Source organism: Nocardioides psychrotolerans (genome assembly GCF_900113685.1).
Taxonomy (GTDB): Bacteria; Actinomycetota; Actinomycetes; order Propionibacteriales; family Nocardioidaceae; genus Nocardioides; species Nocardioides psychrotolerans.
In genome coordinates this window covers 126,032-143,707 of sequence record NZ_FOQG01000012.1, presented here as the reverse complement: position 1 = coordinate 143,707, position 17,676 = coordinate 126,032, and the positions used below count along the sequence as shown (strand labels likewise).

The window sequence follows — 17,676 nt, the reverse complement described above, 5'->3', positions numbered from 1 at the left end:
TCGCGGAAAATCCAGTGACGGGTGTCGGCGCGCCGCCCTAGGTTCGCTGCATGACGCGTCTGGACTTCCCGACCTATCTCGACCACGTGCGCCTCGAGTCGGCCCGCTTCCGCGAGGCTCTCACGGACTGCGACCCGCAGGCCAGGGTCCCGGCGTGCCCGGACTGGGACGCCGCCGACCTGGTGTGGCACCTCGCCGAGGTCCAGTGGTTCTGGGCGCACACGGTCCGGACCCGGCCCTCCGCGCCCGACGAGTCGGCGGTCAGACCCGCGCGCCCGACGACCTACAGCGAGCTGCTCACGCACTTCGACTCCTGCTCGGCCGACCTCGTCGCCCAGCTCGAGGCCGCCGACCCGACCGAGCCGGCGTGGTCATGGGCACCCGAGCAGACCGTGGGCTTCACCTACCGTCGCCAGGCCCACGAGGCGCTGATCCACCGCCTCGACGCAGAGCAGGCTGCCGGCGCCGTCACCCCCCTGGATCCCTCGCTCGCGGCCGACGGCGTCGCGGAGCTCCTCGAGGTGATGTACGGCGGCCAGGCGCCGCCGTGGGGCCGCTTCGAGCCGTCCGAGCACCTGGTCCGCATCGAGCTGACCGACGTGGCCACCGACCTGTGGGTGCGTCCTGGCCTCTTCTTCGGGACCAACCCGGAATCCGGCAAGAACCACGACAGCGCCCACCTCGTGCTGACCGACCCCGGGGAGGCGTCCGCGACCGTGAGTGGCCGCTCCGTGGACCTCGACACGTGGCTGTGGAAGCGACGCGACGACGGTGACCTCACCGTCAGCGGTGACCGTGCGGCGTACGACGCACTCCTGGCGGCCGTCAGCACCCCGCTGGACTGACAAGATCAGGGCATGACGACCCCGCCGCCCTACCTCGCCGCAGCAGACCGCTACGAGTCGCACGCCTACCGCCGCTGCGGCCGCTCCGGGCTGAAGCTGCCCGCCGTCTCGCTGGGCCTGTGGCACAACTTCGGCGACGACAAGCCGATCGAGACCCAGCGCGCGATCCTGCGCCGCGCTTTCGACCGCGGCGTCACGCACTTCGACCTGGCCAACAACTACGGGCCGCCCTACGGATCGGCGGAGACCAACTTCGGGCGGATCTTCCAGGACGACTTCCGTCCCTACCGCGACGAGCTGGTGATCTCGACCAAGGCCGGCTACGACATGTGGCCGGGGCCCTACGGCGAGTGGGGCTCGCGCAAGTACCTCCTCGGCTCGCTCGACCAGAGCCTGACCCGGATGGGCCTGGACCACGTCGACATCTTCTACAGCCACCGCTTCGACCCGGAGACCCCGCTCGAGGAGACGATGGGGGCGCTGGCCACGGCCGTGCAGTCGGGGAAGGCCACCTATGCCGGGATCTCGTCCTACTCCGCGCAGCGCACCCGGGAGGCGTCCGCGCTGCTGCGGGACATGGGCGTGCCCCTCCTGATCCACCAGCCGTCGTACTCGATGCTCAACCGCTGGGTCGAGGACGGTGAGCCCTCGTTGCTCGACGTCCTCGAGGAGGAGGGCGTCGGCTGCATCGCGTTCTCGCCGCTGGCGCAAGGGATGCTGACCAACCGCTACCTCGACGGGATCCCCGCGGACTCGCGGGCAGCCCAGGGCACGTCGCTCGACCCGTCGCTGCTCGACGAGCAGACACTCGCTCACGTGCGCCGGCTCCACGAGATCGCGCAGGGGCGTGGCCAGTCGTTGGCCCAGCTCGCCCTGGCGTGGGCGCTGCGCGACTCGCGGGTGACCTCGGTGCTGATCGGGGCCAGCAGCGTCGCCCAGCTCGACGACAACCTGGCGGTGCTGGACCGCCTCGAGATCGCCCGCGAGGAGCTCGACGCCATCGAGCAGGACGCCGTCGACTCGGGCATCAACCTCTGGGCGGCGTCCTCGGACGCCTGAGCCCACCGGGCGCGGCCCGGCTCAGCGCTGGACCGCGCCACACCTCTCGGCCGCGACGGCGACCGCGCTGTCGCGGACCGCGCTCGTCTCCTCCTCGGTGAGCGTCCGGTCGACCGCCCGGAACCGCAGCGCGAACGCGAGGGACTTGCGCCCCTCGCCCACCTGCTCGCCGGTGTAGACGTCGAAGAGCCGGATCGACTCCAACAGCTCGCCGGCACCCTCGCGGAGCGCCTCCCCGACGTCGACCGCGGCGACGGAGTCGTCGACGACGAGCGCGACGTCCTCCTTGGCGACCGGGAACGACGAGAGCTCGGGACCGGTCACGACGTCGACGGCCACGCGCATCAACAGGTCGAGGTCGATCTCGACGGCGGCACTGCGCGCAGGCAGCCCGAACGCCTTGCAGACCTTCGGGTGCAGCTCCCCGGCATGGCCGAGCACCAGGTCACCGACCGACAGACGGGCACACCGGCCGGGGTGCCACGGCTCGCGGACGGCGGAGCGCACCTCGAGCTCGACGCCCAGGTCGTCGGCCAGGCGTCGAGAGACGGCGATGGCGTCGGCCCAGCCGCTGGTGCGACCCTCGCCCCACCAGCCGGCCCGCTCGCTCTCGCCGGCCAGGACGACCGCGAGGTGGAGCGGCTGCAGGGGCAGGGTCTCGAGGAGCTTGGCGAGCTCATCGAGGTCGGGGCGCCGGTCGACGCCGAAAATCGGCGCGGGACCGCGATCGACGGGGAAGGCGACGCTGCCGGTCTCGAAGAGCGACACCCCGGGCGCACCGCGGCCGATGTTGCGCGCGGCGGCCTTGAGCAGCCCCGGCAGCAGGGTCGTGGTGTAGCACGGCTCCTCGGACGAGATCGGGTTGGCGATCCGGACCGCGTGACGGAGCAGGTCGTCGGAGGGCAGCCCCAGCGCGTCGAACGTCGCGTCTCCCACGAACGGGAAGCTGATCACCTCGACGCAGCCGGCTCCGGCGAGCAGCCGGCCGATCCGGCGTCGCAGCCGCTGCTCGCGGCTCAGGCCACGACCGGCCGCCTCGCGAGGCAGCACGGAGGGAACCTGGTCATAGCCGACGACCCGGGCGACCTCCTCGACGAGGTCGTAGGGGTCGGTCAGGTCAGGGCGCCAGGTCGGTGCGGTGGCGATCAGTGTCTCGGGCTCACGCACCACGGTGCAGCCGACCGCCTCGAGGTGGGTGACGACGGTGTCGGCATCGATCTCGATGCCGGTGATCCGCGCCGAGAGGTCGTAGGCGATGGTGATGGACGGCGCGGCCGGCGGGGTGCCGACGACGGTGACGCCCTGCTCGGCCGTGCCGCCGCCGTGGGCGATGAGGAGCTCGACGACACGGTCCGCGGCCGCCTCGCAGACGACGGGGTCGACGCCGCGCTCGTTGCGCTTGCCGGCCTCGGAGGTCAGCTTGTGGCGCTTGCCGGTGCGGAACATCGAGGTGGCGTCCCAGTGCGCCGACTCGACCAGGATGCGGGTCGTCGTCGAGGACAGCTCGGTCGACTCCCCGCCCATGACGCCGCCGAGGCCGATGATGCCGGAGTCGTCGGTGACGACGAGGTCCTCTGGTGACAGCGCGCGGTCGGTGCCGTCGAGGGTGGTCAGCCGCTCCCCCGCCTGCGCGCGGCGGACGCGGATCGCTCCCGTGAGCTTGTCGGCGTCGTAGCCGTGGATCGGGCGGCCGATCTCGAGCATCACGTAGTTGGTGACGTCGACGGCCAGCGAGATCGGACGCATGCCGGCCTGGGTCAGCCGGCGCACCATCCAGTCGGGAGTGGGCGCGGCCGGGTCGACGCCGCTCACCGTGCGGGCGACGAAGACCGGGCAGCCGGTGGGGTCGTCGACGACGACCGGGTGGCCGGCGCCGTCGGCGGGCGGGACCTCGCGGGCGGCCGGGTCGCGGAACGGCGCGTCGAAGGCGAGCGCGGCGTCGCGAGCGATCCCGCGCAGGGAGAGCGCGTAGGCGCGGTCGGGGTTGATCTCGAACTCGATGACCTCGTCGGAGAGGCCGAGCACGGCGAAGGCGTCCTGCCCCGGCTCACCGGCGTCGGCGGGGAGCACGATGATGCCGTCGTGATCCCCGCCGAGACCCAGCTCGCGCGAGGAGCAGATCATGCCGGCCGAGAGGTGGCCGTAGGTCTTGCGGGCGGAGATCGCGAAGTCGCCCGGGAGCACTCCCCCGGGCAGGACACAGACGACCAGGTCTCCGGGGGCGAAGTTGTGCGCCCCGCAGACGATGCCCTGGGGCTCCCCGGTGCCGTTGGCGTCACCGACGTCGACGGTGCACCAGTTGATGGTCTTGCCGTTCTTCTGCGGCTCGGGCTCCATCGTGAGCACCCGGCCGATCACGAGCGGGCCGGTGATCTGGTCACCGGGCTTCTCGATCGCCTCGAGCTTGAGCCCAAGGGCGGTCAGCCGGGCAGCGAGCTGCTCGGTCGTGACGTCAGCCGGGAGGTCGACGTAGTCCTTGATCCAGGAGACGGAGGTCTTCACAGGTCGCTCCCGAAGGTCGTGGTGAAGCGGATGTCGCCCTCGAAGAAGCCGCGGAGGTCCTCGACGCCGTGGCGGAACATCAGCGTGCGGTCGATGCCCATGCCGAAGGCGAAGCCGCTGTAGCGCTCGCTGTCGACGCCGCAGGCGGCCAGCACCCGCGGGTTGACGACGCCGCAGCCTCCCCACTCGATCCAGCCCTCGCCCCGGCACGTGCGGCAGCTCTCGCTGCCCGCCCCGTCGAGCCCGGTCCCGCGGCAGACGAAGCAGATCAGGTCGACCTCGGCGCTGGGCTCGGTGAAGGGGAAGTACGACGGGCGGAAGCGCGTCGTGATGCCCTCGCCGAACATCTGCGTGGCGAAGTGGTCGAGGGTGCCCTTGAGGTGGGCCATCGAGATGCCCTCGTCGATCGCGAGGCCCTCGACCTGATGGAAGACCGGGCTGTGCGTGGCGTCGTACTCGTCGGTGCGGAAGACCCGGCCCGGGCACACGACGTAGATCGGGGGTGTCCGCGTGAGCATGGTGCGTGCCTGGACCGGCGAGGTATGGGTGCGCAGGACCATCGCGTCGTCGGACGGGTCGGTCCAGAACGTGTCCTGCATGGTGCGAGCCGGGTGGTCGGGGCCGAGGTTGAGCGCGTCGAAGTTGAGCCACTCCGCCTCCAGGACGGGGCCCTCGGCGACCTCCCAGCCCATGGCGACGAAGATGTCGGCGATCAGCTCCGAGCCTGTGGTGATCGGGTGACGGGCGCCGGTGGGCACGCGGTCGCTCGGGAGCGTGACGTCGACGATCTCCTCGACCAGCATCCGCTCCTCCTGCTCGGCCTCGAGCACCGTCTGGCGGGCAGCGAACGCCTGGTTGACCGCGCCTCGGGCCTGACCGATGCGCTGGCCCGCGTCCTTGCGCGCCTGGGGCGGCAGGGCGCCGATCTCGCGGTTGGCCAGCGCGAGCGGCGAGCGGTCGCCCGCATGGTCGGTGCGGGCCTGCTTGAGCGCCTCGAGGTCGCTCGCCTCGGCGATTGCCGCGAGGGCGGCGTCGCGGGCTGCCTCGACCTCTTCGGGCTGCAAGGTACTGACCTCCACGGGGTCGTAGTCGGTGTTGGGTCCTGACACGAGAAGCAAGTCTAGGAAGGTCCTGCGGTCCCGCGTGAACGGGTTCCCCCCGACGGGACGCGTGAGGTCTCGAACGTTGGCGGCTCGTGCCGACGCGGCTGCCATCCAGCAACCGAGATCAGCGCGGGCCGGTGCGGTCCTCGGCGGGCCAGGTGAGGACCAGCCGGGCGCCGCCGCCGGGCGCGTCGTCGATGACGACCGTGCCGCCGTGGGAGCGGACCAGGCCGTTGACGAGGTAGAGGCCGAGGCCCGAGCCACCGCGCGCGCCGCCGCGCCAGAACTTGGTGAAGACTCGCCGCCGCAGCTCCATCGGGATGCCCGCACCCTCGTCGTCCACGATGAGGATCACGCCGGCGAACTCGGCGGTCGCCGGCAGCGGCGCCAGCGTCACGCGGACCGTGCCCTCGCCGTGGCGCACGCCGTTCTCGATCAGGTTGGTGACGACCTGGGTGAACTTGTCGGGGTCGACGCTGATCTCGGGCAGGTCCTCCTCGCCGACGAGCTCGATGTGGCGTGAGGTGCCGGCCTGGACCGAGTCCACGATGCGCTGCACCAGCACGGTGGCGTCGGAGGGGCGGGGGTAGAGCTGGAGCCGACCGGTGTCGATGCGGGCCACGTCGAGCAGCTCCGCGATGAGCCGGCTGAGCCGGTCGGAGTCGGCACTGACCGTGGTCAGCATCAGCTTCTTCTGGTCGTCGCTGAGCTTGTCCCAGCGGTTCAGCAGCGCCTGGACGAAGCCCTTCACCCCGGTCAGGGGCGAGCGGAGCTCGTGAGCGACGGTCGCGACGAGGTCGGAGCGCTCCCGGTCGAGGCGGGCCCGACCCCGGCCCGAGCGCAGCGTGACCGCGACCCGGGACACCGGGTCGCGCAGGGACTCCCGGTGGAGGCGGGCGGCCACGAGGACCTCGGTGCCGTCGGGCAGCAGCCACGGCTGCTCGGGGACGGCGGTGCGCGTCGCCAGCCCGTCGTAGGGCGTGTTGCAGGCGTGCCACGCCTTGCCGTCCTGGTCCTGGAGGGCCAGGACCTCGCCCAGGGGTTGGCCGACGAGGTCGGCCGGCGCACCACCGAGCATCCGTCCGGCGACGCTCGAGACGAGCACGACGGCGCCGTCAGCGCCGGCTACCACCACTCCGTCGGGCAGGGCGTCGGCCAGCTCCTGCGCACTCTCGATGCTCGCGGTCACGGGTGCACCCTACGAGGGGCCGGGCGCGGGGGGCGGCGTGGCGCTCGCGTCACGGCAGGGTAACGATGAGGCCGGTCGGCGAACACACCGACGACTGCCGACGTCGATGTGAGCGACACCCTTTCTCACACGCTTCTCGGAGGAGACACCATGCGTCCAGCCACCAAGCGGGTCATCGCGGCCCTGCTGTCCGCCCTCGTCGTCGGAGCGGGCGCCGACGCGGCGGCGACCGACGCCCCTGCGTCCGACCAGGCTGCGTCCGACCAGGCTGCGTCCGAGCGGCGGGCCGACGCCCCGGCGTCCTACCGCCACCTCAAGGCCCGGGTCTACAGGTCACCCGGCCTCGGCACGATCGCCGTCGGCGCCCCCGACCCCAAGCACGTCATGGTGCAGAACCTCGACGAGGCGACCTTCACCTGGTCTGCGCCACGGCTGCTCTTCCGCGGCGCCAACCGCGTGACCTGCGGCGACATCTCCGGCCGCGCCTCGGCCGGTGGCGTCGCGCTGCTGCTGGAGTGCGACACGCCCTACTACGAGGACCAGGCGCCGGCCTCGAGCGTCGCGCTGGTCACGCAGGACCTACGCACGTGGAGCAAGCGCGAGCTGCCCGGCGAGGCCTACCGCCCGCCGGCGATCTCGCCGAACGGCTCGTACGCCGCCTGGCTGGCCGGGGGCAGCGGCGACTTCGTGGAGTGGGGCGCGAGCGAGGGCTTCCTGCCGCTGCGCCGGAGCTCCTTCAACTACGACAGCGGCGGCGAGACCCTCGTCGTCACCGATGACGGCACCGTCACCGTGCTCGGGCCCGAGAGCCCGGGCGAGGCGTGCGTGGTCGGCGTGCACGAGCGCACGCTGTCCGGGGAGATCAGCTCATCGCAGGTCGAGGGGGTCGATCCGGGCTGCACCGAGGGCAGCCTGGAGAACCGCGGCGCCTTCGAGGTCGTCGGGGGCGGCTCCGAGCGGTCGGCGCGCTTCGTGATCCGTCGCGCGGACGCCGGCTCGCCGTGGTTGCTGAGCAGCCGTGCGCCGGACACCGCACCTGGCCTGGTCGCCTACGAGGGCTCCCCTCACCGGGCCATCCACACGTCGTTCTCCGACGTGGCCGGCCAGCCGCTCGTGGCCTACGGCAGCCCCGACCGCCGCCGGGTCTTCACCCAGCGCTACGACGAGGACGCGCAGGAGTGGGCGCCGCGCGAGCTGCGCTACGAGCACCGGTTCCCCGGCTGCACCGCCGAGAGCACCTTCGGTCAGCAGCGGTTGCGGGTGCACGCGATCTCGCTCCACTGCTACCTCGTCGAGCGCGCCGACGGCGACTACCCGCCGTACACGGACGGCTATCAGGCCGCCCCCCCGCGCCTGGCGCGGATGCTGGTCAGCAGCGATGGCACGGCCTGGCAGGTCATCGACATCGCCGGCCGGCCTCTCGGCACGTCGGCCGACCGCAGCCTGCTCGCGGTGCCCGCTGCCCAGTCGACGAAGATCGTCTCCCCCGACGGCATCGTGGGCCTGCATGTGCGGGCACCCGCGCCGTGCGGCTTCGTCTTCCCCATCGCCCCTGACGCAGTGGTGCGTCTCCACGGGGGGCCGAAGGGGTGGCCGCGGGTGCTGCAGCGCTATGACGGCGACACCTGGCGCACGATCCAGCGGGTGAGGCTGCCACGGGAGGGCACCTGCACGCGGGTCCGGGCCTTCGACGACTTCTCGCCGTCCACCTACCTGCTCACCGGCGGCCGGCGGACCATCGCGCTCAAGGTCGTGCGCAAGGACGGCGGCTGGCGCGTCGTCCGGACGTCGACCTTCTGAGGCGCGCCCACGAGGACGGTTGGCAGGCGTGCGGGTGGCCGGCGAGCCCGGCACCGCTTCAGTGGGCGCGCTGGGCGGTGGCGGAGGCGTAGAGGCAGAGCGCAGCGGCCGTCGAGAGGTTGAGGCTCTCGGCGCGGCCGTGGATGGGGATCGCCACCCGGTGGTCGGCGAGGGCGGCCAGCTCGGCGGGGAGTCCCCACGCCTCGTTGCCGAAGAGCCACGCGGTGGGCTGGATGAGCAGCTCGCCGGCGTCGTAGAGGTCGATGTCTCCACCACCGTCGGCAGCGAGCACGACGAGCCCTGCGGCCTTGGCGGCCCGCACGGCTGCTGCCGCGTCGGGCTCGACGGCCAGCGGCAGGTGGAACAGGCTGCCCACGCTGGCACGCACGGTCTTGGGGTTGTAGGCGTCGACCGAGCTGCCGGCCATGACGACCAGGTCCGCCCCGGCGGCGTCGGCGCTGCGGATGACCGTGCCGGCGTTGCCGGGGTCACGCACGTCGGCGCACAGCGCCACCAGCCGAGGGGCAGGGTCGAGCAGGTGCTCCAGTGGCCGGTCGAGGAAGCGACACACAGCGACCACCCCCGCCGGGCTGACGCTGTCGCTCAGGGAGGCCAGGGCGCGTTCGTCGACGAGGGTCCACACGGGAGCCGCGGCGACGAGGTCGGTGTGCTGCTCGGTGGCGGCCGGGGTCGCGAAGACCTCCACCACGCACCCGGCGCGCGAGAGCGCCCCCTCGACAGCCCTCGGGCCGTCGGCGAGGAACAACCGCCGCTCGGAGCGGTCCGAGCGGCGGCTGAGCTTGCGCGTGTCCTTGACCCGGCTGTTCCCTGCGGTGAGGGGCGAGCCCGGGGTCACGGGCGGCGCGTCGTGCGAGGTCAGGCGGACGCCTCGGCCTTGGGCGCGTTGACGTCCTCGGGCAGCGCGGCCTTCGCGGTCTCGACGATCGCGTTGAACGTGGCGATGTCGTTGACGGCCAGGTCAGCCAGGATCTTGCGGTCGACCTCGACACCAGCGAGGTTGAGGCCCTGGATGAAGCGGTTGTAGGTCATGCCCTGCGCACGCGCGGCGGCGTTGATGCGCTGGATCCACAGCTTGCGGAAGTTGCCCTTGTTCTTGCGGCGGTCGTTGTAGCTGTAGACCAGGGAGTGGGTGACCTGCTCCTTGGCCTTGCGGTAGAGCCGCGAGCGCTGTCCGCGGTAGCCCGCTGCGCGCTCGAGAGTGGTACGACGCTTCTTCTGGGCATTCACTGCCCTCTTGACGCGTGCCATGGTGGTACTCCTTGATGCTCGTGCTCAGTGGTCAGCGTCGTGCTCGACCATCGATTGGGGGTGGGCGAGGACTTAGATGCCGAGCATCTTCTTGGCGCGCTTGGTGTCGGCCTTGGCGACCACCACCGTGCCGGTCAGGCGGCGCGTGACCTTGGAGGACTTCTTCTCCAGGTTGTGGCGCTTGCCCGCCTTCTCGCGAAGGATCTTGCCGGTGCCCGTCACGCGGAAGCGCTTGCCGGCACCGGAGTGGCTCTTGTTCTTCGGCATCTTGATCTCTTTCTGGTCGGTCGTGGTCACGGCACGCGTGACCACCGATCGGCGGTCAGGACCGGCACGGGGCCGGTCGGGGTCTCAGGCCTCGATCTCGGGATCGAGGTTCTCGGAGCGGCCGCGCTCCTTCTTCTGCGCGACCGGTCCTGCGGCGTGGGCGGCGTCCCGCTCGGCCTTCTCGGCGTCCACGACGGCAGCACGCTCGGCCATCTTGGTCTCCTTGTCGGCGAGCATGTCGACCTTGGCGTCGGCCTTCTTCTTGTGCGGGCCGAGCACCATGATCATGTTGCGGCCGTCCTGCTTGGGCGAGGACTCGACGAAGCCCAGCTCCGTGACGTCCTCGGCCAGACGCTGCAGCAGCCGGAAGCCCAGCTCGGGGCGGTGCTGCTCGCGACCGCGGAACATGATCGTGATCTTGACCTTGTCGCCCGCGCGGAGGAACCGCACGACGTGACCCTTCTTCGTCTCGTAGTCGTGCGCGTCGATCTTGGGACGAAGCTTCATCTCCTTGATGATGACGTTCGTCTGGTTCCGGCGCGCCTCACGGGCCTTCTGGGCGTTCTCGTACTTGAACTTCCCGTAGTCCATGAGCTTGCACACGGGCGGCTTGCCCTGGGGGGCGATCTCGACGAGGTCGAGGTCAGCCTCCTGGGCCAGCTTGAGGGCCTGGTCGGTCGGCACGATGCCGACCGTCTCTCCGTTGGGACCGACGAGGCGGACCTCGGGTACCCGGATCCGCTCGTTGATACGAAGCTCGGTGCTGATGTGTCCTCCAGTGTGTTCGGGATCGGGCACCGCCACAAATGAAGAACGGCTCCCGCTTGCTCAAGCGGAAGCCAGTCACGACACGCCGCCGGAGCGACGCGACTCCGAGTGCCGTGGAACTGCGCCGAGAATGTTCTCTCGGTGCGAGGGCCAGGGCCTTCGGGACCGGACCCGACGACCTGGTTCGGTCGATGCGGGTGGGAGACGTGTGGTGCTTGATCTCCGCTTGTGTGATCGGTCCGGCAAGCCGGACTGATCGGTCAACACCTGATCGTAGTCGACGATTCCCCTCGGACTCCAATCAGCGCCTCGGGTGCCTCCTCAGGCACTCCCTCAGCCGTCGCCCGCAGGCCGCAGCCAGGCGGAGCGGCCGGCGACGGTCGTGAGGGCCCACTCGGCCGCGATGCCGGTCAGGTCGTCGCCTTCCACCACGAAGGCGACGGGGCCGGCGACGTCGACCACGAGTGCGGCGGCACCCTCCTGGCGGGCGGCCTGCGCCGCCATCACCGACGTCACGGGGACCGGTCGCGCCTCGGGGTCCCACGCGGCCAGCGAGTCGGTGCCGGTGAAGGCGAGCATGGCGACGCGGCCGTCGGCACCCTCGAGCATCACGGCGGCCATGTCGCTGGTCTTGTCGTGCGTGAGGCCGGCTTCGTCGACCTCCACCTCGCCCAGGACGGCGACCACCGGCACCAGCAGGCGCGCCGCAGCCAGCACGGTGAGGGCGTCGGCATAGCGCGCCGGGGACGCGGCGTACGCCGTGAGGGCGTCGCGCAGGGCGGGGTCGGCCCTACCGGCGTCACCGGGGAAGCCCGGTCCGAGAAGGCGGCGGTCGGTCATGGGCCCATTGTGCCGGAGGGGCGCGGACCATCCCGTCCTGTCGGACGTGTGGCAAGTCCACGCTGCTGCGCAGCCTGGCGCGTCTCGACAAGGCACCGGCCGGTGAGGTGCAGATCAACGGCCGCAGCTCGGTCGCCTTCCAGGAGCCGCGCCTGCTGCCCTGGCGCCGGGTCCAGGAGAACGTCGAGCTGGCGCTGCTCAACACGCCGGAGCGTCGCTCCCGCGCCGCGCTGGCCGAGAAGACGCTCGAGGAGGTCGGCCTCGCCGAGAAGCTCGACGCGTGGCCGCTGCAGCTCTCCGGGGGCCAGGCCCAGCGCGTGTCGCTGGCCCGCGCCCTGGTGAGCAACCCGTCGCTGCTGCTGCTCGACGAGCCCTTCAGCGCGCTGGACGCCCTGACCCGCATCGAGATGCACCAGCTCGTCATCGAGCTGTGGCGCCGCCACTCCATGGCCGTGCTGATCGTGACGCACGACGTCGACGAGGCGCTCGCGCTGGCCGACCGGCTGATCGTCATCGCCGAGGGCGAGCTCGCCCACACCTGGCACGTCACCCTGCCGCGCTCGGACCGGGCGCCGTCGCAGCCCGAGATCGCGGAGACGCGAGCCGAGGTCATGCGTGCCCTGGGCGTGCGGCCCACCCCGCCCAACCCGAGCCGCAACCCCCGGAAGAACCGCACCGAGCAAGGAGCAGCATGAATCCCCGCAGCACCCGAACCGCCACCCGGACCACCGGTCGTCGTACGCGCCTGGGCGGCCTGGTCGCCGTCGGCCTGCTGGCCGCCCTCGCCTTCTCCTCCTGCGGCGGTGACGCCACCGGCAACGAGGGCGCCGTGAACGACGACGGCTCGGTCGACCTCTCCGAGGTCACGCTGATCGTCGGCGACCAGAAGGGCGGCTCCAAGGCGCTGCTCGAGGCCTCGGGCCTGCTCGACGAGCTGCCCTACGAGGTGCAGTGGCAGGAGTTCACCTCGGGTCCCCCACTCCTCGAGGCGCTCGGCGCCGGCTCGCTGCACGTCGGCGGGGTCGGCAACACCCCGCCGCTGTTCGCGGCTGCCGCGGAGAGCGAGCTCAAGGTCGTCCAGGCGGCGACCTACGGCGGAATTGGCGACGCGATCGTCGTGCCGGCCGACTCCGAGATCGACGAGGTCTCCGACCTGGAGGGCGGCAAGGTCGCCGTCGCGCAGGGCAGCTCGGCCAACTACAACCTGCTGGCCCAGCTCCGGGAGGCCGGCGTCGCCTACTCCGACGTCCAGATCCAGAACCTGCAGCCGGCCGATGCGCTCGCCGCCTTCAGCTCGGGTCACATCGACGCGTGGGCGATCTGGGAGCCCTTCACCTCGCAGGCCGAGCTCGAGGAGAAGGCCAAGGTCATCGCCGACGGCGCCGAGCTCGCCAACGGCTACACCTTCCAGGTCGCCTCGGACGCCGCCCTGGCCGACCCTGCGACGACCGCGGCCCTCGAGGACTACCTCGCCAAGATCGCCGAGGCCTAGGTCTGGTCCTCCACGCACAAGGAGGAGTGGGCCGCGGTGTGGGCCGAGGAGACCGGTCTGCCCGAGGACGTGACCCTCGCGGCGGTCATGAATCGCGACATCGTGGTGGTGCCGGTCGACCAGGCGGTCATCGACTCCGAGCAGGCGATGGCCGACGCGTTCGTGGAGAACGAGCTGCTGCCCGAGTCCTTCGACGTCGCCCCGTTCTTCATCGACCAGTTCAACGAGTTCACCGAGGGGGGCCAGGGATGAGCCTCGACCTGCACTGGTTCCTGCCGACCTTTGGCGGGTCGGACCCTGCGCTTCGGGCTGCGCATCCACACCCTCTCCCGCGACACCAGTGAGGCGGTGTGGGTGCACGCCCCGTGGCTGCTGTCCCTGAGGAGTGAGCTGAGCAATGACCAGACGACGTACGCCCCGGCGCGCGAGCTGGAGGTCTCGCCCCACCTGTGGGCGGGCGTCGGCCCGGTGCGTGGCGGTGCCGGCCTGACGGGGCGTTCCCCGTCCGTGTGCCACCCTGGGGAGGTGGACGACGTGACGTGGGGAGCGCTCACGCTGGCGCTCACCCTCCTGGGAGGGATCTGGACCTGGTACGCCTACCAGCGTCGGGGCCTGGCCGCCGCCCTGAAGAGCGCCGGGATCACCCTGCTGCCGCTCGCCGCCTACCTCACCGAGTCCCTGCAGATGCTGACCCGCATCGTCGGGGCGGTCGGTGACTGGGCGACCACGCTGGTCTTCAACCCCTTCGTGTGGCTCGGTGTCATCACGGCGGGCGTCGCGGTCGTGCTGTTCGGCGCCGGGCGCGCCCTCGAGGCACGCCGAGAGGTCACCCCGCGTGCCGTCGCTCCCGACACGTTGCCGGCTCGCGGGCGCGGCAAACCCGCGATCGACGACGACCTCGCCGAGATCGAGGCGTTGCTGCGCAAGCGCGGCATCAGCTGATGGCCCCGCCAGCGACTGCCGGCTCGTCCTCGTTCGTCGACCGCAACCGGCTCTGGGCCCGGTTGGGCGCCGCCGTGGCCGCGCACGACGAGCCGCTCCCCACGCCCCTGATGGTCGTGGACCTCGACGCCTTCGACGCCAACGCCGACGACCTGGTGCGTCGGGCCGCCGGCACCCCGGTCCGGGTGGCCTCCAAGTCGGTCCGGGTGCCGGCCCTGCTGCGGCGGGTCCTGGCCCGCGACGGATTCGAGGGGGTGCTCGCCTACACGCTGGCCGAGGCACTCTGGCTCGAGGAGCAGGAGATCACCGACGACCTGCTTGTCGCCTACCCGACCGTCGACCGCGCCGCGTTGGAGCGCCTGGTCGCGTCGCCCCGCGCAGCCGCCCGGATCACCCTGATGATCGACGACATCGCCCACCTCGACGTCGTCGACTCCGTGCGCGCCTCCCACGCCGTCCCGGTCCGGGTCGCGATCGACATCGACGCCGGGCTCCGCATGGGCCACCAGCACGTCGGCCCCAAGCGCTCCCCCCTCTTCGACGCGGCATCGGTGACCCGCCTGGCCCGCACCGTGATGGACCGGCCGGGCTTCCGGCTGGTCGGCGCGATGACCTACGAGGGCCAGGTCGCCGGCGTGCCCGACGACGTGCCGACCGCGCGAGCGAGGTCGATGGTCGTGCGGCGGCTGAAGTCGATGTCGCTCACCCAGCTCACCGTCCGGCGCCGCGAGATCGCCGACGCCCTGCGCCAGATCGTCGACCTGGAGCTCTGGAACGCCGGCGGCTCCGGCTCGGTCGAGGCCACCGTCGCCGACCCCGTCGTCACCGAGGTGGCCGCCGGCTCCGGCCTGCTGGTCCCCACGCTCTTCGACCACTACCAGTCCTTCGAGGCGCGCCCGGCCGCCTTCTACGGCGTGCCCGTCGTGCGGCGACCCTCTCCCGACATCGCCACCGTCCACGGCGGTGGCTTCGTCGCCTCCGGGGCTGCGGGCGCCGACCGCCTCCCCACGCCGTGGGCGCCGGCCGGCCTGCGCCTGACGGGGCTCGAGGGCGCCGGCGAGGTCCAGACCCCGCTCACGGGCAACGCCGCAGGCCTGCTGGCCATCGGCGACCTGGTGTGGTTCCGCCACGCCAAGTCCGGCGAGCTCTTCGAGCACACCACCACGGTGCAGCTGCTGAGCGGCGAGGCCTTCGTCGACGAGGTTCGGTCCTACCGTGGCCACGGTCTCGCCTTCTGAGGTCGCCGGGATCGTCGTCGACCTGCTGGGCTCGCGGTCGGCGACGCTCGGGGCTGGTCGGTTGCTCTGCCTCGACGGTCCGGCCGGGTCGGGCAAGACCACGCTGGCCGGAGCAGTCGCCACGCTGACCGGCAGCCCGGTCGTGCACATGGACGACCTCTACGACGGTTGGGGCGGCCTCCCCGGCGTGGCCGACCAGCTCTCGACGATCCTCGACCCCCTGGCCGCGGGACGGCCGGGCAGCTACCGGCGCTACGACTGGGTCGCTGAGGCGTACGTCGAGACGCGCACGGTCCCCCCGGCCCCGCTGCTGGTGCTCGAGGGCGTCGGCTCCGGCTCGGCCGCGCACGCCGCGCTCTGCACCGTGCTGGTGTGGGTCGAGGTGCCGGCCGACCTGCGCCTGACCCGCGGCGTCGCGCGCGACGGCGTACGACTCCAGGAGCAGTGGCGCCGGTGGATGGTCGACGAGGCACGGCACTTCGCCCGGGAGGGGACCCGTGAGCGCGCGGACCTGGCCGTCGACGGCACCGGGGTCGAGCTGCCGCGTGTGACCGACGCCCCGCCCGCGAACCAGGATCCCCCGGGAAGCGTCACCTAGGTTGTGAGCGTGCTCCCCCGGTCCAGGCTGTCGCGGGCGGTGCTGGCCGGTGGGGTCGGTGTCGTCCTGCTGGCCGCTGCCCTCCTCCTTCCCGGCCCGTCGCCCGTGCCGGGCAGCGCCGACGAGCTGGTGCCCGGGCGCACGGCCGTGCCGGTCGGCTCGGGCGGGGCGGGCGCGGCGGCGACCTCGGCCCCGGAGCGCGGGCGCAAGCCCAACATCGTCGTCGTGATGGCCGACGACATGCGCGTCGACGAGCTGCGCTTCATGCCAGCGCTGCGCGCCACCGTGGTCCAGCACGGCCTGACCTTCCAGAACTCCTTCTCCCCCTACCCGTTGTGCTGCCCGGCACGCGCGTCGTTCCTCACCGGCCAATACGCGCACAACCACCGGGTCTTCTCGCACGAGGACCCCTACGGCTACGGCGCCTTCGACGACTCGCGCACGCTCGCGACCTCGCTGCGGGACACCGGCTACACCACGGGATTCGTCGGCAAGTACCTCAATCGCTACGGCCCGGCGCGATCGCGCGTCAGCGGGCGTCCCTCCTTCCGCTACGTCCCGCGCGGCTGGGACGACTGGCGCGCGTCGATCGATCCCGGCGTCCCCAGCGTCCGGGGCAGCACCTACCACTACATGGACACGCCCTTCAACGTGAACGGGCGCGTCGACGAGTCCCACCGCGGCACGTACAGCTCGTTCGTGGTCGGCAGCTTCTCCGTCGACATGGCGCGCTCCTTCAGCCGTCGCGCCAAGCCCTTCTTCATGTACGTCAACTACGTCGCACCCCACTTCGGCGGACCGACCGAGCCCGACGACCCGCCCCGCTTCCTCACCGACGCGCGTGGGCGCCCGCAGGACGTGCGCACCCCAGCCCGCCCCCGCTCCGTGCGTGGCCGCTTCGACGGGCTGATCAACCGCGGCGCGGGGCTGCCCCGCGGCGGCGGTCCGAGCGAGCGCGACATCTCCGACAAGCCGCGGTCCTTCCGGATCCAACCGGAGCTCAGCGCGCGCGAGCGTGCCGCCGTACGCACGATGACGCGGCAGCGTGCCGAGGCCGTCTACGTCATGGACCAGCAGATCGGCCGGCTCGTCAAGGAGCTCAAGCGGTCCGGGGAGTGGCGCGACACGGTCTTCATGTTCACTTCCGACAACGGCTACTTCCTCGGCGAGCACCGCCGGCGCAGCGGCAAGGTCCGCGCCCACGAGCCGTCCCTGCGGGTGCCCTTCGTCGTCACCGGCCCGGGCATGCGGCGCCACGCCGACCGCTTCGACCCGATCACCACCATCGATGTGTCCGCCACGATCCTGGACCTCGGCAACGCGCGCCCGCCGCTGCGGGCCGACGGGACCTCGCGGCTGACCACGATGCGACGGGGCGACCGCGGCTGGGTCACACCGGTCGTCGACGAGGCCACCGGCACCGAGGGCCGCGGGATCCGCTCCCCCGGGTTCTCCGGTCCCCGCACCTCCATCGGCGTCCGCACCGCGCGCTACTCCTACATCCGCAACCGCACCGGTGAGCACGAGCTCTACGACCTCGTGCGCGACCCGCTCCAGCTGCAGAACGTCCACGGCCGTCGCGCCTACCGCGCGGTCGAGCAGGACCTCCACCGGGTCTGGTGGCGCAGCCGCAGCTGCGCGGGCGACACCTGCCGGGTGCCGCTGCCCGCGTCGTTGCGCGCCACCTCGCAGCAGACGGCCACCATGACGCGCGCCTATTGGCGCAAGGTCACCCGGGTCTACGGCTTCTGAGCCGGACACGGC

Annotated in this window: 18 protein-coding genes; 10 read left to right on the top strand and 8 right to left on the bottom strand. The window is 72.0% G+C overall.

Going from position 1 to position 17,676, the window contains the following annotated elements; translation table 11 throughout:
• The first annotated feature begins 50 nt into the window (after positions 1-50).
• Together BM204_RS15090 and mgrA are read left to right on the top strand one after the other, a co-directional pair.
• Positions 51-845 carry a maleylpyruvate isomerase family mycothiol-dependent enzyme gene (locus tag BM204_RS15090; protein WP_091114936.1) on the top strand — a complete coding sequence of 265 codons (795 nt, stop codon included), beginning with the start codon at positions 51-53 and terminating at the stop codon, positions 843-845.
• Positions 846-857: 12 nt separating this feature from the next.
• The gene (gene mgrA / locus BM204_RS15085; protein ID WP_091114935.1) at positions 858-1,904 is read left to right on the top strand and encodes an L-glyceraldehyde 3-phosphate reductase; all 1,047 of its coding nucleotides are present in this window, start codon (positions 858-860) and stop codon (positions 1,902-1,904) included.
• Positions 1,905-1,925: 21 nt separating this feature from the next.
• On the opposite strand, the gene pheT is transcribed toward mgrA, so the two are convergent.
• The 3 genes from pheT to BM204_RS15070 all read right to left on the bottom strand — a co-directional run bounded on the left by pheT (position 1,926) and on the right by BM204_RS15070 (position 6,698).
• Positions 1,926-4,406, bottom strand: coding sequence for a phenylalanine--tRNA ligase subunit beta (gene pheT, locus BM204_RS15080; RefSeq protein ID WP_091114934.1), 2,481 nt, complete (start codon positions 4,404-4,406; stop codon positions 1,926-1,928).
• Positions 4,403-5,515 carry a phenylalanine--tRNA ligase subunit alpha gene (gene pheS / locus BM204_RS15075; RefSeq protein WP_091114933.1) on the bottom strand — a complete coding sequence of 371 codons (1,113 nt, stop codon included), beginning with the start codon at positions 5,513-5,515 and terminating at the stop codon, positions 4,403-4,405. The genes pheT and pheS overlap by 4 nt, the downstream gene beginning before the upstream one ends.
• Before the next feature lie 118 nt (positions 5,516-5,633).
• Complete coding sequence (locus BM204_RS15070; RefSeq protein WP_246166251.1) at positions 5,634-6,698, bottom strand: sensor histidine kinase; 1,065 nt, start codon at positions 6,696-6,698, stop codon at positions 5,634-5,636.
• A gap of 150 nt (positions 6,699-6,848) precedes the next feature.
• Between BM204_RS15070 and BM204_RS15065 the strand changes: the two genes are divergently transcribed.
• On the top strand, positions 6,849-8,498 hold the full coding sequence (locus BM204_RS15065; RefSeq protein ID WP_091114930.1) for a hypothetical protein: 1,650 nt from the start codon (positions 6,849-6,851) through the stop codon (positions 8,496-8,498).
• 58 nt (positions 8,499-8,556) lie between these two features.
• Here the strand turns inward: BM204_RS15065 and BM204_RS15060 are convergent, their stop codons facing one another.
• From BM204_RS15060 to BM204_RS15040, 5 genes are all read right to left on the bottom strand, one after another.
• Positions 8,557-9,354 (bottom strand): TrmH family RNA methyltransferase, encoded by a 798-nt coding sequence (locus tag BM204_RS15060; protein ID WP_091114927.1) that lies wholly within the window; start codon positions 9,352-9,354, stop codon positions 8,557-8,559.
• A 20-nt stretch (positions 9,355-9,374) separates the two neighbouring features.
• Complete coding sequence (gene rplT, locus BM204_RS15055; RefSeq protein ID WP_091114924.1) at positions 9,375-9,767, bottom strand: 50S ribosomal protein L20; 393 nt, start codon at positions 9,765-9,767, stop codon at positions 9,375-9,377.
• A gap of 72 nt (positions 9,768-9,839) precedes the next feature.
• Entirely contained in the window at positions 9,840-10,034 is a 195-nt protein-coding gene (gene rpmI / locus BM204_RS15050; protein ID WP_091114978.1) for a 50S ribosomal protein L35, read from the bottom strand.
• Positions 10,035-10,118: 84 nt separating this feature from the next.
• Entirely contained in the window at positions 10,119-10,832 is a 714-nt protein-coding gene (gene infC / locus BM204_RS15045; RefSeq protein ID WP_091114975.1) for a translation initiation factor IF-3, read from the bottom strand.
• Positions 10,833-11,135: 303 nt separating this feature from the next.
• The gene (locus BM204_RS15040) at positions 11,136-11,642 is read right to left on the bottom strand and encodes an SseB family protein (protein WP_091114921.1); all 507 of its coding nucleotides are present in this window, start codon (positions 11,640-11,642) and stop codon (positions 11,136-11,138) included.
• Positions 11,643-11,671: 29 nt separating this feature from the next.
• On the opposite strand from BM204_RS15040, the gene BM204_RS15035 reads away from it, so the two are divergent.
• From BM204_RS15035 to BM204_RS15010, 7 genes are read left to right on the top strand one after another with little or no spacing between them, the layout of a single operon-like run.
• Positions 11,672-12,337, top strand: a complete 666-nt coding sequence (locus tag BM204_RS15035) for an ABC transporter ATP-binding protein (protein ID WP_091114919.1) — start codon at positions 11,672-11,674, stop codon at positions 12,335-12,337.
• Entirely contained in the window at positions 12,334-13,134 is an 801-nt protein-coding gene (locus tag BM204_RS15030) for an ABC transporter substrate-binding protein (protein ID WP_218031235.1), read from the top strand. The genes BM204_RS15035 and BM204_RS15030 overlap by 4 nt, the downstream gene beginning before the upstream one ends.
• Positions 13,135-13,170: 36 nt before the next feature.
• A complete protein-coding gene (locus tag BM204_RS23000) occupies positions 13,171-13,386 on the top strand; it encodes a hypothetical protein (protein ID WP_218031234.1) in 216 nt (71 codons plus the stop codon).
• Between the two features lie 30 nt (positions 13,387-13,416).
• Positions 13,417-14,076 (top strand): hypothetical protein, encoded by a 660-nt coding sequence (locus tag BM204_RS15025; protein ID WP_091114917.1) that lies wholly within the window; start codon positions 13,417-13,419, stop codon positions 14,074-14,076.
• Positions 14,076-15,314 (top strand): amino acid deaminase/aldolase, encoded by a 1,239-nt coding sequence (locus tag BM204_RS15020; RefSeq protein WP_091114915.1) that lies wholly within the window; start codon positions 14,076-14,078, stop codon positions 15,312-15,314. The genes BM204_RS15025 and BM204_RS15020 overlap by 1 nt, the downstream gene beginning before the upstream one ends.
• A complete protein-coding gene (locus BM204_RS15015) occupies positions 15,292-15,912 on the top strand; it encodes a uridine kinase family protein (RefSeq protein WP_174813021.1) in 621 nt (206 codons plus the stop codon). The genes BM204_RS15020 and BM204_RS15015 overlap by 23 nt, the downstream gene beginning before the upstream one ends.
• 9 nt (positions 15,913-15,921) lie before the next feature.
• Complete coding sequence (locus BM204_RS15010; protein WP_143099780.1) at positions 15,922-17,664, top strand: sulfatase family protein; 1,743 nt, start codon at positions 15,922-15,924, stop codon at positions 17,662-17,664.
• Positions 17,665-17,676 lie beyond the last annotated feature (12 nt).

Coding starts and splice junctions, on each gene's coding strand:
- BM204_RS15090 (WP_091114936.1), top strand. CDS start 51: ATGACGCGTCTGGACTTCCCGACCTATCTCGACCACGTGCGCCTCGAG.
- mgrA (WP_091114935.1), top strand. CDS start 858: ATGACGACCCCGCCGCCCTACCTCGCCGCAGCAGACCGCTACGAGTCG.
- BM204_RS15065 (WP_091114930.1), top strand. CDS start 6,849: ATGCGTCCAGCCACCAAGCGGGTCATCGCGGCCCTGCTGTCCGCCCTC.
- rplT (WP_091114924.1), bottom strand. CDS start 9,767: ATGGCACGCGTCAAGAGGGCAGTGAATGCCCAGAAGAAGCGTCGTACC.
- rpmI (WP_091114978.1), bottom strand. CDS start 10,034: ATGCCGAAGAACAAGAGCCACTCCGGTGCCGGCAAGCGCTTCCGCGTG.
- BM204_RS15040 (WP_091114921.1), bottom strand. CDS start 11,642: ATGACCGACCGCCGCCTTCTCGGACCGGGCTTCCCCGGTGACGCCGGT.
- BM204_RS15030 (WP_218031235.1), top strand. CDS start 12,334: ATGAATCCCCGCAGCACCCGAACCGCCACCCGGACCACCGGTCGTCGT.
- BM204_RS15020 (WP_091114915.1), top strand. CDS start 14,076: ATGGCCCCGCCAGCGACTGCCGGCTCGTCCTCGTTCGTCGACCGCAAC.